Here is a 19,693-nt window from a genome sequence, read left to right as displayed (position 1 = left end):
GATATTCAATTTCGATTTTTCCTTTTCCATCTTTTTCTTGGATAGCGACACTTGTGCCGAACTTATCCATTAAACGATCTTCGCTTTCACGGATATAGTAAGGTTTTTCTTTTGCTAAACGTGGAATTTTTTTCTTTTCTTTTCCATCATTTTCATTTAATTGTGACACAATTTGTTCTAATTGACGAACAGTCAGATTCTCCGTTACTGCTCGATTTGCTAATTTTAGTATCAAGCTTTTATTTTTCAAGCCCAAGAGTGTACGCGCTTGTCCCATCGAAAGGCGTTGATCTTGGACCATTTCTTTGACAAGATCGGGTAACGTCAACAAACGCAAGTAATTCGCAATATAAGGCCGACTCTTGCCTAAGCGGTTTGCCACTTCTGCTTGTGTCAATTTGAGATTTTTCATCAGCATATCATACGCTTCTGCCTCTTCTAGCGGATTTAAATCTTCACGCTGCAGATTCTCTAGAACGGCAACTTGCATCATTGCTTCTTCATCAAAGTCTCTAACGATTGCTGGGATGGTTTCTTTTTTAGCTAATTTAGAAGCTCGAAAACGGCGTTCTCCGGCAATGATCTCATAGCCTTTTACTGATGATCGGCGAACAATTATGGGTTGAAAAACACCTGATTGCTCAATTGAATTCGCTAATTCTTGTAAAGAGACCTCTTCAAAAGTTTTCCGTGGTTGATACGGATTGGGACGTAATTCATTCAATGGCAACTGGATCACGGTCTCATCTGTTACATCTACAGTTTCTAAATTTTCTAAGTCTTGGAACAATGCATCGATTCCTCGACCTAATCCTTTATTTTTCTTCACGATTAACCACTTCCTTTGCCAATGCTTGGTAGACTTCAGCTCCTCTAGAACGTGGATCATAATCGATAATAGGCATTCCATGACTTGGCGCTTCTGAAAGACGGATATTTCTTGGAATAATCGTTTCATACACTTTTTCACGGAAATATTTACGAACTTCTGCCACTACTTCATTCCCTAAGTTTGTACGGGCATCGTACATCGTAAGTAGCACTCCTTCGATCTCTAACTCAGGATTGAAATGCTTTTGGACAAGACGAACAGTATTCAATAATTGGCTTAATCCCTCTAGTGCGTAATACTCACATTGAACAGGGATCAAAATCGAATCACTAGCTGTAAATGAATTGATTGTCAGATGTCCTAAAGAAGGTGGACAATCGATCAAGATATAATCATATAAGTCAGTGACTTCCGCTAATGAACCTTTTAAGCGAGATTCTCTGGCCATCATTGAGGTTAACTCGATTTCAGCTCCTGCTAATTGGAGAGTTGCTGGCACAATACTTAGATTTTCGTGTTCCGTGACAAGTGTTGCGTCAGCGATAGGTAACTCGTTGACTAACACATCATAGATATCTTGTGTCACATCAGGTTTGCGGATACCTACGCCACTTGTCGCATTTCCTTGCGCGTCCATATCTACTAATAGAACTTTTTTCCCAAGACTAGCTAGACATGCGCCTAAATTTACCGTTGTCGTTGTTTTACCGACTCCGCCTTTTTGATTTGCAACAGATATTATTTGTGCCATCTCTTCTCCTCCTACTTGATTGGTTGCTTGTTAGGCAATCCAGGTTTTCTTGGATATTTTTTCGGTGTGACCTTCTTTTTCTGAATCATAAGAATGTGCCGTTTATCCGTTACGTTAGGTAATTCAACCGTGTATTCTTTGATGAATTTACCGCCTAAAAGAGCAATTGCCTGTTTTGCTTCCATTAACTCTTCTTCACTTTTAGCTGCTTTTAACGCATAAAAATAGCCTTCTTGTTTTACTAAGGGTAAACACAATTCAGCTAGGACGTTCAATCGAGCTACTGCACGCGCCGTGACGTAATCGAAAGACGCACGAAATTGCGGATTTTGTCCAAATGTTTCAGCTCGATCATGGTAAAGATTTGCGGTAATACCTAACTCTTTCGTTAATTCCGTTAAAAAAGTAATCCGTTTATTCAAAGAGTCAACAATCGTGATCTGCAATTCTGGAAATACGATTTTTAATGGAATACTTGGAAAGCCGGCGCCAGAGCCAACATCACAAAGTGTACCATCTTTTGAAAAGTCCCCATCAAACGCTAGAGTCAATGAATCATAAAAATGTTTCAAATAAACATCTTTCTTTTCTGTGATTGCTGTTAAATTCATTTTTTCGTTCCACTCAACTAATAGTTGATAATAGCGTTCAAATTGAGTCATTTGTTGATCCGTCAACTGGATACCTTTTTCTGCCAAAATCTGATGAAATTCTTCTGGTGTCATAGTTTGTCCTTTCATTGTGAAACAGTTACATTGTTTCACGAAATCTCTTCTTACTTTAACGCAAAATGTCAGGAGTTGCAATCTTTCCAATAGAAATTTAAACAGAAAAAGGGATAGGAAAAATGATTTTAACTATTCCAAACGAAAGTCAAAAAAGGAAGGGTAAGTGATATACCAAAAATCTGGTTCCCTTTCATCTTCGGATTACCCTATTCATTGATAATGTACTTAATGGAACATTCTTTTCTATGGTGCAATAAGAGCGCTCAAAAAAAGAGTAAGATAAATAAGTACCTTACAAGGGATAGACTCGTATTCATTTTCTAGAATCAAAAAAAGAAAAAAGGCTTAGTATCAAGCCTTTTCCTCTGTCACTTTCGCAATCTTCCCTTGTTCGATGTAGACCATCAAAATACTTAAATCAGCTGGGTTTACGCCGCTGATTCGACTTGCTTGAGCAATTGTTTCAGGTTGGATTTTTTGTAATTTTTGTTTTGCTTCGGTTGCCAAGCCATTGATGGCTGCATAATCAATATTTTCTGGTATTTTTTTGGCTTCCATCCGTTTTAATTTTTCTACTTTTTCAAGTGCCTTTTTGATATATCCTTCATATTTGATCTGGATTTCTGCTTGTTCGATTTCTTTGCGTGTCAACGCTTCATTCGCAGGAATAAACTGCAATAGATCCTGGTAGCTGATCTCTGGACGTCTTAAGAAGTCACTTGCTAAAACACCATCTTTTAATGGGGCTGCATTGATTGTTGCTAAGAAAGCTTGAACTTCTTCTGTTGGTTTGATACGAACGCTCATCAAACATTTGATTTCTTCTTCAACAGCGGCTTTCTTTTTCAAATATGCATTGTATTGGTCTTCTTTGACCAAACCTACTTGGTGGCCCATTTCAGTAAGACGTAGATCCGCATTATCATGACGTAAGAGCAAACGATATTCTGCACGAGAAGTCAATAAACGGTAAGGTTCGTTTGTTCCTTTTGTGACTAGATCATCGATCATCACACCGATATAACCATCGCTTCGTTTGATTACCAATGGCTCTTTTCCTTGCACCTTCAATGCGGCATTGATCCCAGCGATCAAACCTTGCCCAGCAGCTTCTTCGTAGCCGCTTGTTCCATTTGTTTGTCCAGCAGTATAAAGATTTTCAACAACTTTTGTTTCCAGTGTTGGACGCAATTGGTGTGGTTCAACGACATCATATTCGATCGCATAACCTGTACGCATCATCTCCACTTTTTCCAAACCGGCAATCGAGTGTAAAACATCGACTTGCACATCTTCTGGTAATGAGGTGGATAATCCTTGCACATAGACTTCTTCGGTGTGCAGTCCCTCTGGTTCCAAGAATAGTTGATGACGTGGTTTGTCAGCAAAACGAACGATCTTATCTTCGATTGATGGGCAATAGCGTGCGCCCACACCCTCTACGATCCCAGTAAACATCGGCGCGCGATGTAAGTTGTCACGGATGATTTGGTGGGTCGTTTCTCCAGTATAAGTTAGCCAGCAAGATTCTTGGTCTAAATTATATGCACTGTCAGGTGTACTGAAACTAAAATGATTGGGTTCCTTGTCACCTGGTTGTTCTTCTGTGACTGAATAATCGATCGTGCTTGATTTGACACGTGGCGGTGTTCCTGTTTTGAACCGCTCAATGGCAAAACCAAGCTCTTTCAAATTATTCGCTAAGCCAACAGAAGGTTGGGAGTTATTAGGACCAGAAGAATATTTCAATTCTCCGATGATGATTTCGCCACGTAGTGCTGTTCCAGCAGTGATGACAACTGCTTTCGCACGATAACTCGCTCCAGTAGAGGTGATCACACCACAGCAAATACCATCTTCAACGATCAATTCTTCGACAATTCCTTGACGCAAAGTCAAATTTGGTTCTTTTTCGATCGTATGTTTCATTTCTGCGGAATAGGCATGTTTGTCTGCTTGCGCACGTAATGCTCTGACAGCTGGGCCTTTCCCAGTATTCAACATACGCATTTGAATATAGGTCTTATCGATATTTTTACCCATTTCTCCGCCTAATGCGTCGATTTCTCGGACAACGACTCCTTTGGCAGGTCCGCCAACGGACGGATTACATGGCATAAAAGCAACCATATCCAAATTGATGGTTAATAGTAATGTTTTTGAGCCCATTCTTGCTGCGGCTAATGCGGCTTCAGACCCCGCATGTCCAGCACCGACAACGATCACGTCATAGGCATCTGCTTGATAATGATTCAAAAGATTTTCCTCCTTATTTTCCTAAACAAAATTGACTAAATAATTGAGTGATCAGTTCATCTTGTACACTGTCTCCGACCACTTCACCTAAGTAATCCCAACAGCGAGTCATGTCGATTTGTACTAAGTCTACAGGCATACCAGCAGCGATGCCCTCGATGACTTCCTCTAATGAAATAGCTGCTTTTTCAAGCAAAGCGATGTGACGCGTATTTGACACATATGTCGCATCACGTTCTCCTGTTTGACCACCAAAGAATAAATCTGAAATTGCTGTTTCTAAACGATCCAAACCATCATTTTTAGTCACAGAGACAGCAAAGACTGGTTCATTTTCTACCCATTGTTCAAGTTTTTCTGTTTCTAATTTTGGTGGTAGGTCTGTTTTATTTAGAAGAATGATCCGTTTCAAACCCTTCGTGGCCTCTAGCAATTGTTCATCTTCACTCGTTAAAGGTTCACTTTGATTCAAAACTAATAAAATCAAATCTGATTCAGCGAGTGCTTTGCGGCTTCGTTCTACGCCGATTCGTTCCACGACATCTTCTGTTTCACGGATTCCTGCTGTATCGATCAATTTCAATGGTACTCCGCGGACATTGACGTATTCTTCGATGACGTCTCGCGTCGTTCCTGCGATGTCAGTGACAATTGCTTTTTCTTCTCGTAATAAGTGATTCAAGAGACTTGATTTTCCTACATTGGGGCGTCCAATGATTGCTGTGCTCAAACCTTCTCGAAGAACTTTTCCTTGCTTCGAAGTAGCTAATAACGCTTGGATTCTTTCTTGGATCATTGTGGCTTTTTCTAATAATAATTTTGTTGTCAATTCTTCTACATCATCATATTCAGGATAATCAATATTGACTTCGACTTGTGCTAATGTTTCTAAAATTTCTTGTCGTAACGAACGGATCAATGCAGACAGATTCCCATCCAACTGGTTCAACGCTAAGCCCATTGCCTTGTCGGTTTTCGCACGAATCAGATCCATCACTGCTTCAGCTTGGGATAGATCTACACGTCCATTTAAGAAGGCCCGTTTTGTAAATTCACCAGGTTCTGCCAACCTTGCGCCTTCACGCAACAATAATTGTAAGATTTGGTTTACTACAACGATTCCGCCATGACAATTGATTTCTACTACATCTTCACGAGTAAATGTTTTGGGTGCTAATATGACAGAAACCATGACTTCATCAACTAACTGTTCATTTTTAGGATCAACGATATGCCCATAATGGATCGTATGACTTGGAACTTCAAGTAAACTTTTCTTTCCACAACTGTATACTTTATCTGCTAACGCTACTGCTTGATCTCCGCTGAGGCGGACAATACTGATGGCGCCTTCTCCAGGTGGAGTCGAAATTGCAGCAATCGTATCAAATTCTAAAGTAATTTCAGCCATTTTCTCACTTCCTCTTTCATTTTACGCACAAAAAAAGCGCCCACTTCACCCTTTGTAATAAATGGTGAACTTAGCACTTTGACTGCTTGTTCTCGATTAAATTCTGGTCATAGGTTATCACATCTAATAGAAGGAATCAAGGGTTTTTAATCGGAGACTGACTTTATCTTTACTAGGACTTTCATGTTTTTGGGCAGACTTTACCTGATTTATCTTAGCTGATTCTTTTCATTTTTTTCGCAACGTGGAAGTGGGCTATTTCTTGAGTCGTTCTCTTTTATTACCGAGATTGCTTGATCTTTAAATCTTGTGACCTTAGTGTTTTTTGTAGCCACGCATGGTGCGTCTCTTTTCCTTTTTTTAGTTTATAAGAAATTTTTTCTTGCTGAGATACTTCGGTACGTTTACCTTTTTCATCTAGGTATGTCACTAGTGCCTGTTGCAGTATTTTTATTGTTTTACTAGAAGCTCCACTGTTTTTCAAATGAACTATCGCTAACTGAGTCAATTCTTTTTTGAAATCTCCATTAGATAAATTAGGAATACTTGATTTATAAAATATTTGATTTTTTATTTTGACCTGTTTCTTGACCCCTAAAATATATTTCATTGCACCATTTAAATTATTGACCATACAATTGTCTTGGACATATTGTGAGGTTGCCAGATCATTGGAATAATATTCTTTCTTTGCACAACGACTGAACAAATGAAGCGGACGATATTCTTCAAATGGTTCTTTTATTAATTCGTTTCGTTCAAACCAATTCAGATGTAGCCGTCCTATACGCAATGCCTGAGTGATTGCCTTGATCTTTTGTGGTGAATTTTTGATTTTATAGATATAAATCGGTGTAATCTGTTTCTTTTGGTCATCTATGTAAACAGCTGCCCTTAATTTTTTTTGAATAGATTGGCTATCGGGACTAATGATGCGTATCTGTGCTTTGTCATAAGTAGCAACTTCGAAATCTCCCCTAACCTTTCTGATAATCACATCCATTCCATGATACCCATCTTCTCCATTTTGCAGTTTCATACAGACATTTATCGGGAGAAGCAAAAAGCTGTCAGGATGATCTTCTTTCAACTCATTTAGATAAAAAGGTAATAATTTTGTCTCAACGGAGCTATGCAGGCTTTTTTGAAAGGATTCTTTTAACAGAGGGATGTTTCTATCTGGAAACTTATCTGAGTGTAGATCAAGCATTTGTTGATAGATTGACATCAATTCAATCACGGCATTAGGCACTTTTTTCATTTTTTCCTGGATCGGATTTCCCATTAGATTTAAATTCTGAATAATTGTGCTGCACATGTTTTTCACGTACTCTTCACTGTTTAGGTACCTTTGACGTTTTCGCGTAACTAATCGTACAAGTTTCGCCTGCTTTCTTTCTCTAAATAAATCGTAAATACTCAATGATCATCACCTCGATCCAGTTTTTTAGAGTGTGGGACAAATCTAAAAATCAGTTTTGCTATAGACCCACGAATAAACGGTGGGAGCAGAAGCAACTCCTTCTTAAATAAACGGCGTCCAAAAGTCAGGCTTTTCGGAAATCTCAAACCTAAACGACTTTTGTCTCGACCTCTTCTCAAGTGTAGCAGTATTATTTTTAGTTTAAAATCTGTCTTTTCCCTAACTAGAAATAATCGTTGCTCTTTCTTACATACTTCTTTATCTTTCTTTAAAAAAAAGGTACACTAAAATGGTAGCGCTATCTACATACACTTTGTTTTATCGAAAGGAGAAACTTATGGGCCAGTTTAATCCTGTTTCATTTGACGGTGAAGACGACCCGCGCATCAATGATGTCGTGTTGTCCACGGGAAATATCAACCAAAAATATATTGTACGTGATATTGTTTTTGTGGTGGAATGCTTTGAAGCTGACTTGTTTGACCCAAATTTTAATACTGAGGATCTGTTTTTAACAACGAAACGAAAGTTAAAAAAGAAAGTGCTGGAATACGGGGCAAACGCAGTGATCAATTGTCATTTTGACTATCAGCAGCGCTCACGTGGCGAAAAACAGTGCTTGGAATTATTTGCCTACGGAACGGTCATCCAGTTTGTCCAAACTACGATTGGCTGATTACCTGATACAATTAGTACATCTTAATGCAAAAAAGCACATGAAGCGAGGCTTCATGTGCTTTTTCTATCAAAGTAAGACTACTTGAACATCGTATACTCCGATAAGAATGATTTCTAATAAAATATACTTGGTTTAAAAAAGTTTGTCAACGAGTATTCATTATTTCTAGAAATCATCCTTCTGTTACAAGCGTTTTTTCACTGGCTCAACGACCAAATAACGATAAGGTTCATCACCTTCTGAATGAGTTTGGACAGCTTCATTTTTACTCAATACCGCATGGATCTGCTTTCGTTCAAAAGCAGGCATTGGTTCTAAAAATACCGGTTGTCCCGTACGACTGACTTTATCCGCTGTACGTTCTGCAAGTCGTTGGATGATCTCTTGGCGTTTCTCCCGATAATTGCCTACATTCACTACCACAGAAAGCTTATTTTCAGCTACACGATGAATAAATACTTGGGCTAAATATTGTAAGGCATTCAGCGTTTTTCCATGTTTCCCGATCAATAGCCCTTGTTTTTGAGTATCCAATTGAAAAACGATCATGTTTGCTTCTCGTTTGATTTTTACTACAGCTGGTGCATCCAATTGTTTCGTAATTTCAGTGAGATAAACTGCTAATTCCGTTAAAGCTGCTTCATCACCTAATTCACTTAGTTCTTTTTTAGGCACTTCTGCTTGAGATTCTTCTTCGTAAACAATTTCTGTTATTTCAGGTTTTTCTTCTAAAACTTCTTCCACTGTTTCTTCGATCGTCTCTGAAACAGTTTCACTGATTGAAGGCTTAATCATCAAACGGGCATTCTTTTTTCCTAGACCTAAGAATCCTTTTTTACCTTCATCAAGTATCTCGATCTCTACGTTGTCTTTTGATAGACCCAAATCATCCAGTCCGAGTTGGACCGCTTCATCTATTGTCGCAGCTTCATAAATTGGCATTAGCATTACCTCCCTTATTTTCTACGTTTTTTCTTAGGATTCATTGCTTTCTTCATTGCTCGTTCTTTTTCACGAATACGTTGTGCTTCTTCTTCACGTTCTTTTCTGATTTTAAATGGATTGTTGATCAATAGCGTTTGTAGTACTTGGAACGCATTTGAGACTACCCAGTATAATGAAAGACCACTGGCTAAATTGACCCCCATCACTAAAATCATCACAGGCATCACGAAGTTCATGATCTTCATTGACGCATTCGACTCAAGTTGGCTCATACTACTTAAATAAGTACTTGCGAACGTAAAGATAGCCGCTAGAATCGGCAAAATAAATGTTGGATCAGCAGTTCCTAGGTTCAACCATAAAAAGTGTCCTTGTTTTAATTCTGGTACACGTGAAATGGATTGCCACAACGCCATCAAGATTGGCATTTGTACTAATAATGGTAAACAACCTGCATATGGGTTCACATTATTCTCTGCATATAGACGTTGTTGCTCTTCACGTAATTTTCTTTGTGTATCTGGATCTTTTGCACTATATTCTTGTTGTAATGCTTTTAGTTTAGGTTGAAGCTCTTGCGTTTTACGCATGCTCTTTGTCTGAAAATGCATCAAAGGCATCAATATCACACGGATGATCAAGGTGAATAAAATGATCCCGATCCCCACGTTACCAAATGACAATGCCTTGATCGCTTCTGCAAAATAATAAACGATGTAGCGATCCCAAATTCCTGTGCTTTGCGCACTCACTTCTCCAGTTCCACAACCGGATAAGACGACGGCAAGACCTACGATACCTGCCATCAAAAGTAAACGTTTGTATTTCTTCACTTACTCTTTTCCTCTCTATCGATTATTTTTGCAAGTTTTAAGACATGGACTAGATTGGAACGAATCTCATCGTAAGTCAACCCTTTGACACTTGGTCTGGCAATCACAATAAAATCCAATTCCGGGTCGATCTCTTCTTTTAAAGAATAAATCGCTGCACGGAGCTTGCGCTTTACATCATTGCGACATACGGCATTACCTACTTTTTTACCTACGGAAAGCCCCACACGAAAATGTGGTTGGTCCTTTTTCTCTAAGCGGTAGATAACAAATTTACGATTAGCAAATGATGCTCCTGTTTGGAACACAGCTTGAAATTCTCGTTCTTTTTTAACACGATACGCTTTTTTCATTCGTTTTCTTTCCTTTTCTATCTCTCACTTACGTCAATAATCATACCATATTTCATGTCACTCTTTTACCCTTTCGCAAAAAAAGGGCATAAAAAAAACCACTGAAACCCCAGTGGCTTAAGCTGAAAGAACTTTTCTTCCTTTACGACGACGGCTTGCTAAAACACGACGACCATTTTTAGTACTCATACGTTTACGGAATCCGTGAACTTTTTGACGTTTACGTTTATTTGGTTGGTATGTTCTTTTCATGTATTCCACCTCCAAAATTTCTTATCTACTGATTAAACACAGACATACTTTGATAGTATAACGACAACTAAGGTATTTTGTCAATATAAAATAGAACGATTCTTGTTAAAATACGTGATCTATTTTTCCACAGAACTATTTTTTGCAATGTGTTTTATATGTGGAAAAAGTTATGCACACGAATTATCCACAGCATTTTCCATGCCCTTTTTACACAGAATAAACACCTGTAAAAAAAGTAATCCACAGATAGGGCAAAACTTGTGAATTGATTGCTGAACAAATTGATAAATATAGATTTATTATCCACAGATACTTCTGGAGAATTTCTCCAAAACACCACTTATCCACCTGTTGATTACTCATGTGGATAACTGTTTTTCCCACTTGTGTTTTTTTCTTCTCATTCACCTCTTGATTTTGTGGATAAACGTAAAATAAAAATTTTTTCTTTTCTTTCTGTGGAAAACTTCAGCGAAAAATGATAAATTAGTACTAGTTATTCACTTTTTAATGAAGGAGGAGGCCTTATATGGTATCCCTCGATGCTTTATGGAACGAATTAAAAACCACTTACCAAAAAGATTTATCGCCTGCAAGTTATAATACTTGGATCGAAACCGCGCAACCAAGATCGTTGGATCAAAGCCAGCTAGTTGTAGAGGTTCCTAGTAAAATTCATAAAGAATATTGGGAAAAAAACCTAGCGACAAAGATCGTCGAAGTCGGTTATATGCTGACAGGTAAAGAGATCATCCCGCGTTTTGTTACCGGGGAAGAAGCAGAACAAGAAATCATTGAAGAAGTCCAAAGTCCAAAAATACCTGTAGCAAATCCCATAAAAAAAGCGATGTTGAATCCTAAATATACCTTTGACACGTTTGTTATTGGGAAAGGAAACCAAATGGCGCATGCTGCGGCATTAGTCGTTGCAGAAGATCCGGGCTCTATTTACAACCCGTTATTCTTTTATGGAGGCGTTGGTCTTGGTAAAACCCATTTGATGCATGCAATTGGTCATCAGATGCTGTTGAGCCAACCTGATGCAAAGGTCAAATACGTTAGTAGTGAAACATTTGCGAATGATTTCATCAACTCGATCCAAAACAAAACAGCAGAAGAGTTTCGTCAAGAATACCGAAATGTTGATCTTTTATTAGTTGATGACATTCAATTCTTTGCAGAAAAAGAAGCTACACAGGAAGAATTTTTCCATACATTCAATGCACTTTACAATGAAGGAAAGCAGATCGTTCTAACAAGTGATCGCTTGCCAAACGAGATACCAAAACTGCAAGAACGTTTAGTATCACGCTTTGCATGGGGGCTTTCCGTTGACATCACACCACCTGATCTAGAAACACGAACAGCGATTTTGAGAAAGAAAGCCGCTGCTGAACGATTAGAGATCCCCGACGATACGTTAAGTTATATCGCGGGCCAAATCGATTCGAATATCCGTGAATTAGAAGGAGCTTTGGTGCGTGTCCAAGCATTTGCTGCGATGAATAGTGAAGATATTTCAACAAGTTTAGCTGCTGATGCACTGAAAACACTGAAATCTGGCAAAGGACACCCGCAACTTTCGATCCTACAGATCCAAGAAGAGGTTGCAAAGTATTACCATATTCAATTAAAGGATCTAAAAGGAAAAAAACGAGTGAAATCGATCGTTGTCCCACGTCAAATCGCAATGTATCTAGCAAGAGAGTTGACTGACAGTTCGTTGCCTAAAATCGGAGCCGAATTTGGCGGAAAAGATCACACCACAGTCATCCATGCGCATGAAAAAATCCAACACTTAGTTGATTCAAGCGTAAGCATGCAGAATGAAGTATCGGAAATCAAAAATTTTCTTTTAAATTAATCAAACCAAAGGAAAAAACGCTTTGTGGATAAAAGTGAAAAAAAACAAAAAAGTTATACACACCTTTTCCACAGCTGTTTTTTCTTTTCTTTCTTGCATTTTTTTAGTTTTCCACAGAATCAACAGTATCTAATACTTTTATTATTTTATATTAACTAATAATAAATACATGTCTAAAGGAGAAACATCATGAAAGTTACCTTAAATCGAGCAAGTTTTATGCAAGAGTTGCAAACTGTTCAACGAGCTATATCAAGTAAAACAACTATTCCCATTTTGACAGGGGTCAAAATCACTCTGACACAAGAAGGATTGACGTTAACTGGTAGCAATGCTGATATTTCAATCGAAACACTTTTATCGGTCGAAAATGAAAAAGCACAAATGCAAATTGAATCTACTGGATCAATTGTTCTACAAGCTCGTTTCTTTAGTGAAATCATTCGCCGTTTACCAGAAGAGACATTCACTTTAGAAGTTTTAGAAAATAAACAAGTGGCGATCACTTCAGGTAAAGCCAACTTTTTAGTGAATGGGCTAGATGCAGATAACTACCCACATCTACCGGTAGTAGAAAGTCATAACCAAATGAAATTACCTGTGCATGTCTTGACGAAACTGATCAACGAAACAGTTTTTGCTGTCTCACAACACGAGAGCCGTCCAATTCTTACTGGAGTCCACTTTGTTTTAAAAAACAATTCTTTACTAGCTGTCGCAACAGACTCACATCGGTTGAGTCAACGAGTGATCCCAGTTGAACAAGCAGTAGATCAATTCGATATTGTCATTCCTGGTAAAAGTTTGACGGAACTTTCTCGTTCACTAACAAATGAAGAGGAAATCGTTGAAATCAGCATCATGGAAAATCAAGTATTGTTCAAAACAGAAAATATGTACTTTTATTCGCGCTTGTTAGAAGGGAACTATCCTGATACGAATCGTTTGATTCCTTCAAGTTTCAATACAGAAGTTGAATTTTCAGTCCCTAGTTTCTTAGCAGCGATCGAACGTGCTTCTTTATTGTCACATGAAGGACGTAACAACATCGTTCGTCTATCTATCACTTCAGATTCTGTTGTTCTTTACGGAAATTCTCCTGAAATTGGTAAAGTCGAAGAAAGTTTGAACTATGTGACAAGTAGTGGCGATCCTTTAGAGATCTCTTTCAACCCTGATTACATGAAAGCTGCATTGCGTGCTTTTGGCGATATGAGTATCAAAGTGAAATTTATTTCTTCTATTCGTCCATTTACTTTAGAACCAACAGAAGACGGTGTGCAATTTATCCAATTGATCACACCTGTACGTACAAATTAAGCAAATTTCTTGATAGATTGAAAAATTAGATGAAAAGAAATAGAAAAGAAACAAAAAGCCCTAAAATCAATTTTAAGGCTTTTTGTTTCTTTTTGTTTAAAACACCTTTTTTTGCTTAAATCGTCTTATATGGAAAAATATATGGATAAATTTGTTTTATTGATCAAAAAAAGGTATAATAGAGTATACATTTATAATGAAAATGAGGGATGAAGAGTGAAACAACAAGTCATTCTAAAAACAGAATTTATGACGTTGGGTCAAATGCTAAAAGAAGTCACGGTGATCAGCAGTGGTGGACAAGCAAAATGGTATTTAGCTGAGAACACTGTCTTAGTAGATGGCGAACCTGAGAATCGCCGCGGACGAAAACTTTATCCCGGTATGATGGTTGAAGTTCCAGAAGTAGGAACTTTTTTTATGGTAAAAAAAGGGAAAAAAGATAATGAGGCTGAATAAGCTCTATTTAAAAAATTATCGTAACTATCAGGAATTACAAATAGAGTTTTCGAAAAATCTCGTCATTTTCTTAGGTGAAAATGCGCAAGGAAAGACGAATCTTTTGGAAAGTATTTATGTTTTAGCTATGACTAGAAGTCATCGTACAAGTAGTGAACAAGAATTGATTGGTTGGAATGATGACCAAGCATTGATTCAAGGAGAAATCACGAAAGGTACATCTAAAATCCCTCTAGAAATCTTACTTTCAAAAAAAGGGCGCAAAACAAAAATCAATCATATCGAGCAAAAGAAGTTAAGCAGTTATGTTGGACAATTGAACGTCATCTTATTTGCACCGGAAGACCTTTCTCTAGTCAAAGGTAGTCCTCAGATAAGACGAAAATTTCTTGATATGGAATTAGGCCAAATCAATCCGATCTATCTTTATGATCTGGTTCAATATCAAGGAATCTTAAAACAAAGAAACCAATATTTAAAACAATTGAACGAAAAAAAGCAAACAGATCTACTTTACTTAGATATTTTATCTGAGCAGTTAGCCGAATTTGGCAGTAAAATCTTGAAAGCTCGTGCGCAATTTGTCCAGCGATTAGAATTTTGGGCAAACACCTTGCATCAACAGATCACACATCAAAAAGAACAATTAGAGATTGAATACGTAACAGCGATTTCTTCTTTGCATTCACAAACACAAGAAGAGATCCAAACACAGTTTTTGGCATTGCTAGATCAGAATAAAAAGAAAGATTTGTTTCGAGGGACAACAACGATAGGGCCCCATCGTGATGACCTTTCTTTTTTCGTCAATCAAAAAAACGTGCAGAATTATGGGTCTCAAGGACAACAGCGAACCACAGCTTTGAGCGTCAAATTAGCTGAAATCGACTTGATCAAAGAAGAAACAGGGGAATATCCAATTCTCTTGCTTGATGATGTGATGAGTGAATTAGATGATAATCGCCAACTGCACTTGCTAGAAACAATTGAAGGTAAAGTCCAGACTTTCTTGACAACAACCACACTTGATCATGTAAAAAATAAAATGACCGTTGAACCTGAGATTTTTTATGTTCAGCAAGGAAAAATAGAAGGAGAAGAAAGTTAAATGACAGATGAGAGAAGTTTAATTGAACGCGCTAAAGAATATGATGCCAGTCAGATTCAAGTCCTTGAAGGATTAGAAGCCGTTCGAAAACGTCCAGGAATGTACATCGGATCTACTAGTTCTGAAGGATTACATCACTTGGTATGGGAAATCGTCGATAATTCGATCGATGAAGTGTTAGCAGGATTTGCTACTAAGATCCAAGTCGTAATTGAAGAAGATAACAGCATCACTGTAGTCGATGATGGACGTGGGATTCCCGTAGATATCCAAGCAAAAACTGGTCGTCCGGCTGTAGAAACTGTTTTTACCGTGCTTCATGCAGGGGGGAAATTCGGCGGAGGCGGATATAAAGTATCTGGTGGACTGCATGGTGTTGGTTCATCCGTCGTTAATGCGTTATCGTCACAATTAGATGTAAAAGTTTATAAAGACGGCAATGTTTATTACCAACAATATCGTCGTGGTGCCGTCGTTGATGATTTAAAAATCATTGAACAAAGTGACCGTCACGGAACAACTGTCCATTTTATTCCAGATCCAGAAATTTTTACAGAGACAACCGTTTTTGATTTCAATAAATTAGCGACTCGTATTCGTGAATTGGCTTTCTTGAATCGCGGCATGCACATCTCGATCGAAGACAGACGCGAAGAAAAAACAGTAGTAAAAGAATACCATTATGACGGCGGGATCAAGAGCTATGTCGAGTATTTAAATGCAAACAAGGCAGTGCTTTTCCCAGAGCCAGTTTATTTAGAAGGCGAACAGCAAGATATCGCGGTCGAAGTTTCGATGCAATATACTGATGGTTACCATTCAAACATCATGAGTTTTGCGAACAACATCCACACATATGAAGGTGGGACACATGAGTCTGGATTCAAAACAGCATTGACTCGTGTCATCAATGATTATGCGCGTAAACAAAAGCTGATGAAAGAAAACGATGATAATTTGACAGGGGAAGATGTAAGAGAAGGCTTGACAGCAGTCATTTCTATCAAGCATCCCGATCCTCAATTTGAAGGACAAACCAAAACAAAACTGGGAAATTCAGAAGTTCGTACTGTAACTGACCGTTTATTCAGCGAGCACTTCATGAAGTTCTTGTTAGAAAATCCAAGTGTCGGACGCCAAATCATCGAAAAAGGATTATTGGCTTCTAAAGCCCGCTTAGCTGCCAAACGTGCAAGAGAAGTGACAAGACGAAAAGGTGCGTTGGAAATCAGTAATCTGCCAGGTAAATTGGCCGATTGCTCAAGTAATGATCCTGAAAAATGTGAATTATTCATCGTCGAAGGAGATTCTGCCGGTGGTTCTGCAAAACAAGGACGAAATCGTGAATTCCAAGCGATTTTACCAATCCGCGGGAAAATCCTGAATGTTGAAAAAGCCAGCATGGACAAAATTTTAGCGAATGAAGAAATCCGTTCTTTATTTACAGCGATGGGTACCGGTTTTGGGGAAGATTTTGATGTTTCTAAAGCCCGTTACCATAAATTAGTTATCATGACAGATGCCGATGTCGATGGCGCACATATTCGGACATTGCTGTTGACACTATTTTATCGTTATATGCGACCTATCGTGGAAGCAGGATATGTTTATATTGCGCAACCACCATTGTATGGCGTAAAACAAGGGAAAAAAATCACGTACGTTCAGCCAGGCAAAACTGCTGAAGAAGATTTGAAAGAAGTTGTTGCTTCTTTACCAGCGACACCAAAACCTAGTGTACAGCGTTACAAAGGGTTGGGAGAAATGGACGATCATCAATTATGGGAAACAACGATGGACCCTAGCAATCGGATGATGGCTCGCGTCAGCGTGGATGATGCAATTGCAGCCGATCAGATTTTCGAAATGCTGATGGGTGATCGTGTTGAACCACGCCGTGCATTCATTGAAGAAAATGCCCATTACGTGAAAAACTTAGATATTTAATCATGAAGGAGGAATAAAGATGAGTGAAGAAATCAGAGAGAACATCCATGATGTCAATCTAACTAGCGAAATGAAAGACTCCTTCATCGATTATGCGATGAGTGTTATTGTAGCTCGTGCACTACCGGATGTTCGAGACGGCTTGAAGCCTGTTCACCGCCGTATCTTATACGGAATGAATGAATTAGGTGTAACGCCAGATAAAGCACATAAAAAATCAGCCAGAATCGTTGGGGATGTCATGGGTAAATACCATCCCCACGGTGATAGTGCGATCTATGAATCCATGGTACGTATGGCACAGCCATTTAGTTACCGCTACATGTTGGTAGACGGTCACGGAAACTTTGGTTCAGTCGATGGAGATGGGGCTGCTGCGATGCGTTATACCGAAGCGCGTATGAGCAAAATCGCCACAGAAATGCTCCGTGATATCAATAAAAATACAGTCGATTTCCAAAGCAACTATGATGATACAGAAAAAGAACCTGTTGTGTTACCAGCCCGTTTCCCTAACCTTTTAGTGAACGGCACAACTGGTATTGCTGTAGGGATGGCAACAAATATTCCACCTCATAACTTGTCAGAGGTCGTGGCGGCTATTGACCTGTTGATGGAAAATCCAGATGTAACAACGAATGAATTGATGGAAGTACTTCCTGGACCAGATTTCCCAACAGGCGGTTTAGTTATGGGTAAATCAGGTATCCGTCGTGCCTACGAAACAGGTAAAGGATCAATTACAGTTCGTGCGAAAGTGGAAATCACAGAGATGCCAAACGGTAAAGAACGTATCCTTGTGACGGAACTACCATATATGGTCAATAAAGCCAAATTGATCGAACGTATCTCTGAATTACACAGAGATAAACGGATCGAAGGAATCACTGATTTGCGTGATGAATCTTCTCGTGAAGGCATGCGGATCGTCATCGATGTTCGTCGTGATGCAAGTGCATCAGTTATTCTAAATAATTTGTATAAATTGACTTCTTTACAAAATTCATTTGGTTTCAATATGTTAGCCATCGAAAAAGGTGTTCCTAAAGTATTAAGCTTGAAGCAAATCCTTGAAAACTATGTTGAACATCAACGTGAAGTAATTACACGTCGTACGATTTTCGAAAAAGAAAAAGCCGAAGCACGTGCCCACATTCTAGAAGGTTTACGTATTGCTTTAGACCATATTGACGAAATCATTGCAATCATCCGTGGCTCTAAATCAGATGATGAAGCAAAAACAACGATGATCGAACGATTCAAACTTTCAGATCGCCAAGCACAAGCGATTTTAGACATGCGTTTACGCCGCTTGACCGGTTTGGAACGTGAAAAAATCGAAAATGAATACCAGGAATTGTTAAAACTGATTACTGATTTAACAGATATTCTTGCTCGTCCAGAACGGGTAACTGATATTATCAAAACAGAATTGGCAGACTTGAACCAACGTTTTGGTGACAAACGTCGTACGGAATTATTGGTAGGCGAAGTATTGAGTCTGGAAGACGAAGACTTGATCGAAGAAGAAGAAATCGTGATCACACTAACAAATAATGGGTATATCAAACGATTAGCAAATAACGAATTCAGAGCACAACGTCGTGGCGGTCGCGGTGTCCAAGGGATGGGTGTCCACAATGACGACTTCGTCAAGAATCTGGTTTCTTGTTCGACCCATGATACGTTGCTTTTCTTCACAAACAACGGAAAAGTATATCGTGCAAAAGGCTACGAAATCCCAGAATATGGCCGCACAGCCAAAGGGATTCCGATCATCAATCTATTGGGAATCGATTCAAGCGAAAAAATCCAAGCAATCATCGCTGTAACTGGGCAAGCAGAAGAAGGACATTATCTATTCTTTACAACGCGCCAAGGAACGGTAAAACGGACCACTGTGACGGCATTCGCTAATATCAGAAGCAATGGCTTGATTGCGATCGGTTTGAAAGAAGACGATGAATTAGTCAATGTTCTGCTAACGGATGGTCGATCCAATATCATCATTGGTACACATAATGGGTATTCTGTAACATTCTCTGAAGAAGCCGTTCGCGATATGGGACGTACAGCTTCAGGTGTGAGAGGGATTCGTTTACGTGAAGAAGATTATGTAGTCGGTGCAGCATTGATGAATGAAGATCACGAAGTACTGATCATCACAGAAAAAGGATACGGTAAACGAACAAAAGTTTCTGAGTATCCAGTAAAAGGCCGTGGTGGTAAAGGAATCAAAACCGCCAATATCACAGAAAAAAATGGTCCACTAGCTGGTCTAGCGACTGTTGTTGGAGATGAAGACATCATGTTGATCACTGATAAAGGGGTCATCATTCGTTTCAACGTAGCAACCGTTTCTCAAACAGGACGTGCAACTTTAGGGGTACGCTTGATCAAGATGGAAGCTGATACGAAAGTAGTAACGATGGCGACCGTCGAACCTGAAAGTCCAGAAGAGCCTACAAGTGAAGAAGTAGATGCCTCAACGGAAACAACGGACGATCAGTCGGAAGAATGATCACCGAG

General features: G+C 38.8%; 17 protein-coding genes. 7 read left to right on the top strand and 10 right to left on the bottom strand.

Annotation, left to right across the window (positions count from 1 at the left end; genetic code table 11):
- From ED2_RS07270 to ED2_RS07245, 6 genes are all read right to left on the bottom strand, one after another.
- On the bottom strand, nucleotides 1-829 hold an 829-nt coding region (locus tag ED2_RS07270), incomplete at its 3' end, for a ParB/RepB/Spo0J family partition protein (RefSeq protein WP_060789735.1).
- A complete protein-coding gene (locus ED2_RS07265; protein WP_005875771.1) occupies nucleotides 816-1,583 on the bottom strand; it encodes a ParA family protein in 768 nt (255 codons plus the stop codon). The genes ED2_RS07265 and ED2_RS07270, both read right to left, overlap by 14 nt.
- A gap of 11 nt (nucleotides 1,584-1,594) precedes the next feature.
- Nucleotides 1,595-2,308, bottom strand: coding sequence for a 16S rRNA (guanine(527)-N(7))-methyltransferase RsmG (gene rsmG / locus ED2_RS07260; protein ID WP_005875772.1), 714 nt, complete (start codon nucleotides 2,306-2,308; stop codon nucleotides 1,595-1,597).
- A 354-nt stretch (nucleotides 2,309-2,662) separates the two neighbouring features.
- The gene (gene mnmG, locus ED2_RS07255; protein ID WP_016177137.1) at nucleotides 2,663-4,567 is read right to left on the bottom strand and encodes a tRNA uridine-5-carboxymethylaminomethyl(34) synthesis enzyme MnmG; all 1,905 of its coding nucleotides are present in this window, start codon (nucleotides 4,565-4,567) and stop codon (nucleotides 2,663-2,665) included.
- A 13-nt stretch (nucleotides 4,568-4,580) separates the two neighbouring features.
- The gene (mnmE, locus tag ED2_RS07250; RefSeq protein WP_060789734.1) at nucleotides 4,581-5,978 is read right to left on the bottom strand and encodes a tRNA uridine-5-carboxymethylaminomethyl(34) synthesis GTPase MnmE; all 1,398 of its coding nucleotides are present in this window, start codon (nucleotides 5,976-5,978) and stop codon (nucleotides 4,581-4,583) included.
- Nucleotides 5,979-6,258: 280 nt separating this feature from the next.
- Nucleotides 6,259-7,401, bottom strand: coding sequence for a hypothetical protein (locus ED2_RS07245; RefSeq protein ID WP_016177138.1), 1,143 nt, complete (start codon nucleotides 7,399-7,401; stop codon nucleotides 6,259-6,261).
- A gap of 337 nt (nucleotides 7,402-7,738) precedes the next feature.
- On the opposite strand from ED2_RS07245, the gene ED2_RS07240 reads away from it, so the two are divergent.
- Nucleotides 7,739-8,077 (top strand): heavy metal-binding domain-containing protein, encoded by a 339-nt coding sequence (locus ED2_RS07240; protein ID WP_005875781.1) that lies wholly within the window; start codon nucleotides 7,739-7,741, stop codon nucleotides 8,075-8,077.
- A 186-nt stretch (nucleotides 8,078-8,263) separates the two neighbouring features.
- Here ED2_RS07240 and jag read toward each other — a convergent pair whose 3' ends face one another.
- From jag to rpmH, 4 genes are all read right to left on the bottom strand, one after another.
- The gene (jag, locus tag ED2_RS07235) at nucleotides 8,264-9,022 is read right to left on the bottom strand and encodes an RNA-binding cell elongation regulator Jag/EloR (RefSeq protein WP_005875783.1); all 759 of its coding nucleotides are present in this window, start codon (nucleotides 9,020-9,022) and stop codon (nucleotides 8,264-8,266) included.
- 14 nt (nucleotides 9,023-9,036) lie between these two features.
- A complete protein-coding gene (locus tag ED2_RS07230; RefSeq protein WP_005875785.1) occupies nucleotides 9,037-9,858 on the bottom strand; it encodes a YidC/Oxa1 family membrane protein insertase in 822 nt (273 codons plus the stop codon).
- Entirely contained in the window at nucleotides 9,855-10,211 is a 357-nt protein-coding gene (gene rnpA, locus ED2_RS07225) for a ribonuclease P protein component (protein ID WP_005875793.1), read from the bottom strand. The genes ED2_RS07230 and rnpA overlap by 4 nt, the downstream gene beginning before the upstream one ends.
- A gap of 117 nt (nucleotides 10,212-10,328) precedes the next feature.
- Nucleotides 10,329-10,463, bottom strand: a complete 135-nt coding sequence (gene rpmH, locus ED2_RS07220; RefSeq protein ID WP_002293121.1) for a 50S ribosomal protein L34 — start codon at nucleotides 10,461-10,463, stop codon at nucleotides 10,329-10,331.
- 532 nt (nucleotides 10,464-10,995) lie between these two features.
- Here rpmH and dnaA point away from each other — a divergent pair.
- The 6 genes from dnaA to gyrA all read left to right on the top strand — a co-directional run bounded on the left by dnaA (nucleotide 10,996) and on the right by gyrA (nucleotide 19,685).
- Entirely contained in the window at nucleotides 10,996-12,330 is a 1,335-nt protein-coding gene (dnaA, locus tag ED2_RS07215) for a chromosomal replication initiator protein DnaA (protein WP_005875795.1), read from the top strand.
- A 189-nt stretch (nucleotides 12,331-12,519) separates the two neighbouring features.
- Entirely contained in the window at nucleotides 12,520-13,650 is a 1,131-nt protein-coding gene (gene dnaN, locus ED2_RS07210; protein WP_005875797.1) for a DNA polymerase III subunit beta, read from the top strand.
- Nucleotides 13,651-13,866: 216 nt separating this feature from the next.
- Nucleotides 13,867-14,109 carry a S4 domain-containing protein YaaA gene (gene yaaA / locus ED2_RS07205; RefSeq protein WP_005875799.1) on the top strand — a complete coding sequence of 81 codons (243 nt, stop codon included), beginning with the start codon at nucleotides 13,867-13,869 and terminating at the stop codon, nucleotides 14,107-14,109.
- The gene (recF, locus tag ED2_RS07200; protein WP_005875801.1) at nucleotides 14,096-15,217 is read left to right on the top strand and encodes a DNA replication/repair protein RecF; all 1,122 of its coding nucleotides are present in this window, start codon (nucleotides 14,096-14,098) and stop codon (nucleotides 15,215-15,217) included. The genes yaaA and recF overlap by 14 nt, the downstream gene beginning before the upstream one ends.
- Nucleotides 15,218-17,164 (top strand): DNA topoisomerase (ATP-hydrolyzing) subunit B, encoded by a 1,947-nt coding sequence (gene gyrB, locus ED2_RS07195; protein WP_005875803.1) that lies wholly within the window; start codon nucleotides 15,218-15,220, stop codon nucleotides 17,162-17,164.
- Nucleotides 17,165-17,183: 19 nt separating this feature from the next.
- The gene (gene gyrA, locus ED2_RS07190) at nucleotides 17,184-19,685 is read left to right on the top strand and encodes a DNA gyrase subunit A (protein ID WP_016177139.1); all 2,502 of its coding nucleotides are present in this window, start codon (nucleotides 17,184-17,186) and stop codon (nucleotides 19,683-19,685) included.
- Nucleotides 19,686-19,693 lie beyond the last annotated feature (8 nt).

The sequence above is a fragment of the Enterococcus durans NBRC 100479 = LMG 10746 genome, from assembly GCF_001544215.1.
Taxonomy (GTDB): domain Bacteria; phylum Bacillota; class Bacilli; order Lactobacillales; family Enterococcaceae; genus Enterococcus_B; species Enterococcus_B durans.
The sequence above is the reverse complement of the archived record's forward strand: the minus strand, read 5'-3'. Positions and strand labels throughout refer to the sequence as shown.

Bases quoted from the DNA above. Each gene is read 5' to 3' on its own strand.
- jag (WP_005875783.1), bottom strand. From the start codon at position 9,022: ATGCCAATTTATGAAGCTGCGACAATAGATGAAGCGGTCCAACTCGGA.
- recF (WP_005875801.1), top strand. From the start codon at position 14,096: ATGAGGCTGAATAAGCTCTATTTAAAAAATTATCGTAACTATCAGGAA.
- rnpA (WP_005875793.1), bottom strand. From the start codon at position 10,211: ATGAAAAAAGCGTATCGTGTTAAAAAAGAACGAGAATTTCAAGCTGTG.
- ED2_RS07240 (WP_005875781.1), top strand. From the start codon at position 7,739: ATGGGCCAGTTTAATCCTGTTTCATTTGACGGTGAAGACGACCCGCGC.
- rsmG (WP_005875772.1), bottom strand. From the start codon at position 2,308: ATGACACCAGAAGAATTTCATCAGATTTTGGCAGAAAAAGGTATCCAG.
- gyrA (WP_016177139.1), top strand. From the start codon at position 17,184: ATGAGTGAAGAAATCAGAGAGAACATCCATGATGTCAATCTAACTAGC.
- ED2_RS07265 (WP_005875771.1), bottom strand. From the start codon at position 1,583: ATGGCACAAATAATATCTGTTGCAAATCAAAAAGGCGGAGTCGGTAAA.
- rpmH (WP_002293121.1), bottom strand. From the start codon at position 10,463: ATGAAAAGAACATACCAACCAAATAAACGTAAACGTCAAAAAGTTCAC.
- dnaN (WP_005875797.1), top strand. From the start codon at position 12,520: ATGAAAGTTACCTTAAATCGAGCAAGTTTTATGCAAGAGTTGCAAACT.
- dnaA (WP_005875795.1), top strand. From the start codon at position 10,996: ATGGTATCCCTCGATGCTTTATGGAACGAATTAAAAACCACTTACCAA.
- mnmE (WP_060789734.1), bottom strand. From the start codon at position 5,978: ATGGCTGAAATTACTTTAGAATTTGATACGATTGCTGCAATTTCGACT.
- gyrB (WP_005875803.1), top strand. From the start codon at position 15,218: ATGACAGATGAGAGAAGTTTAATTGAACGCGCTAAAGAATATGATGCC.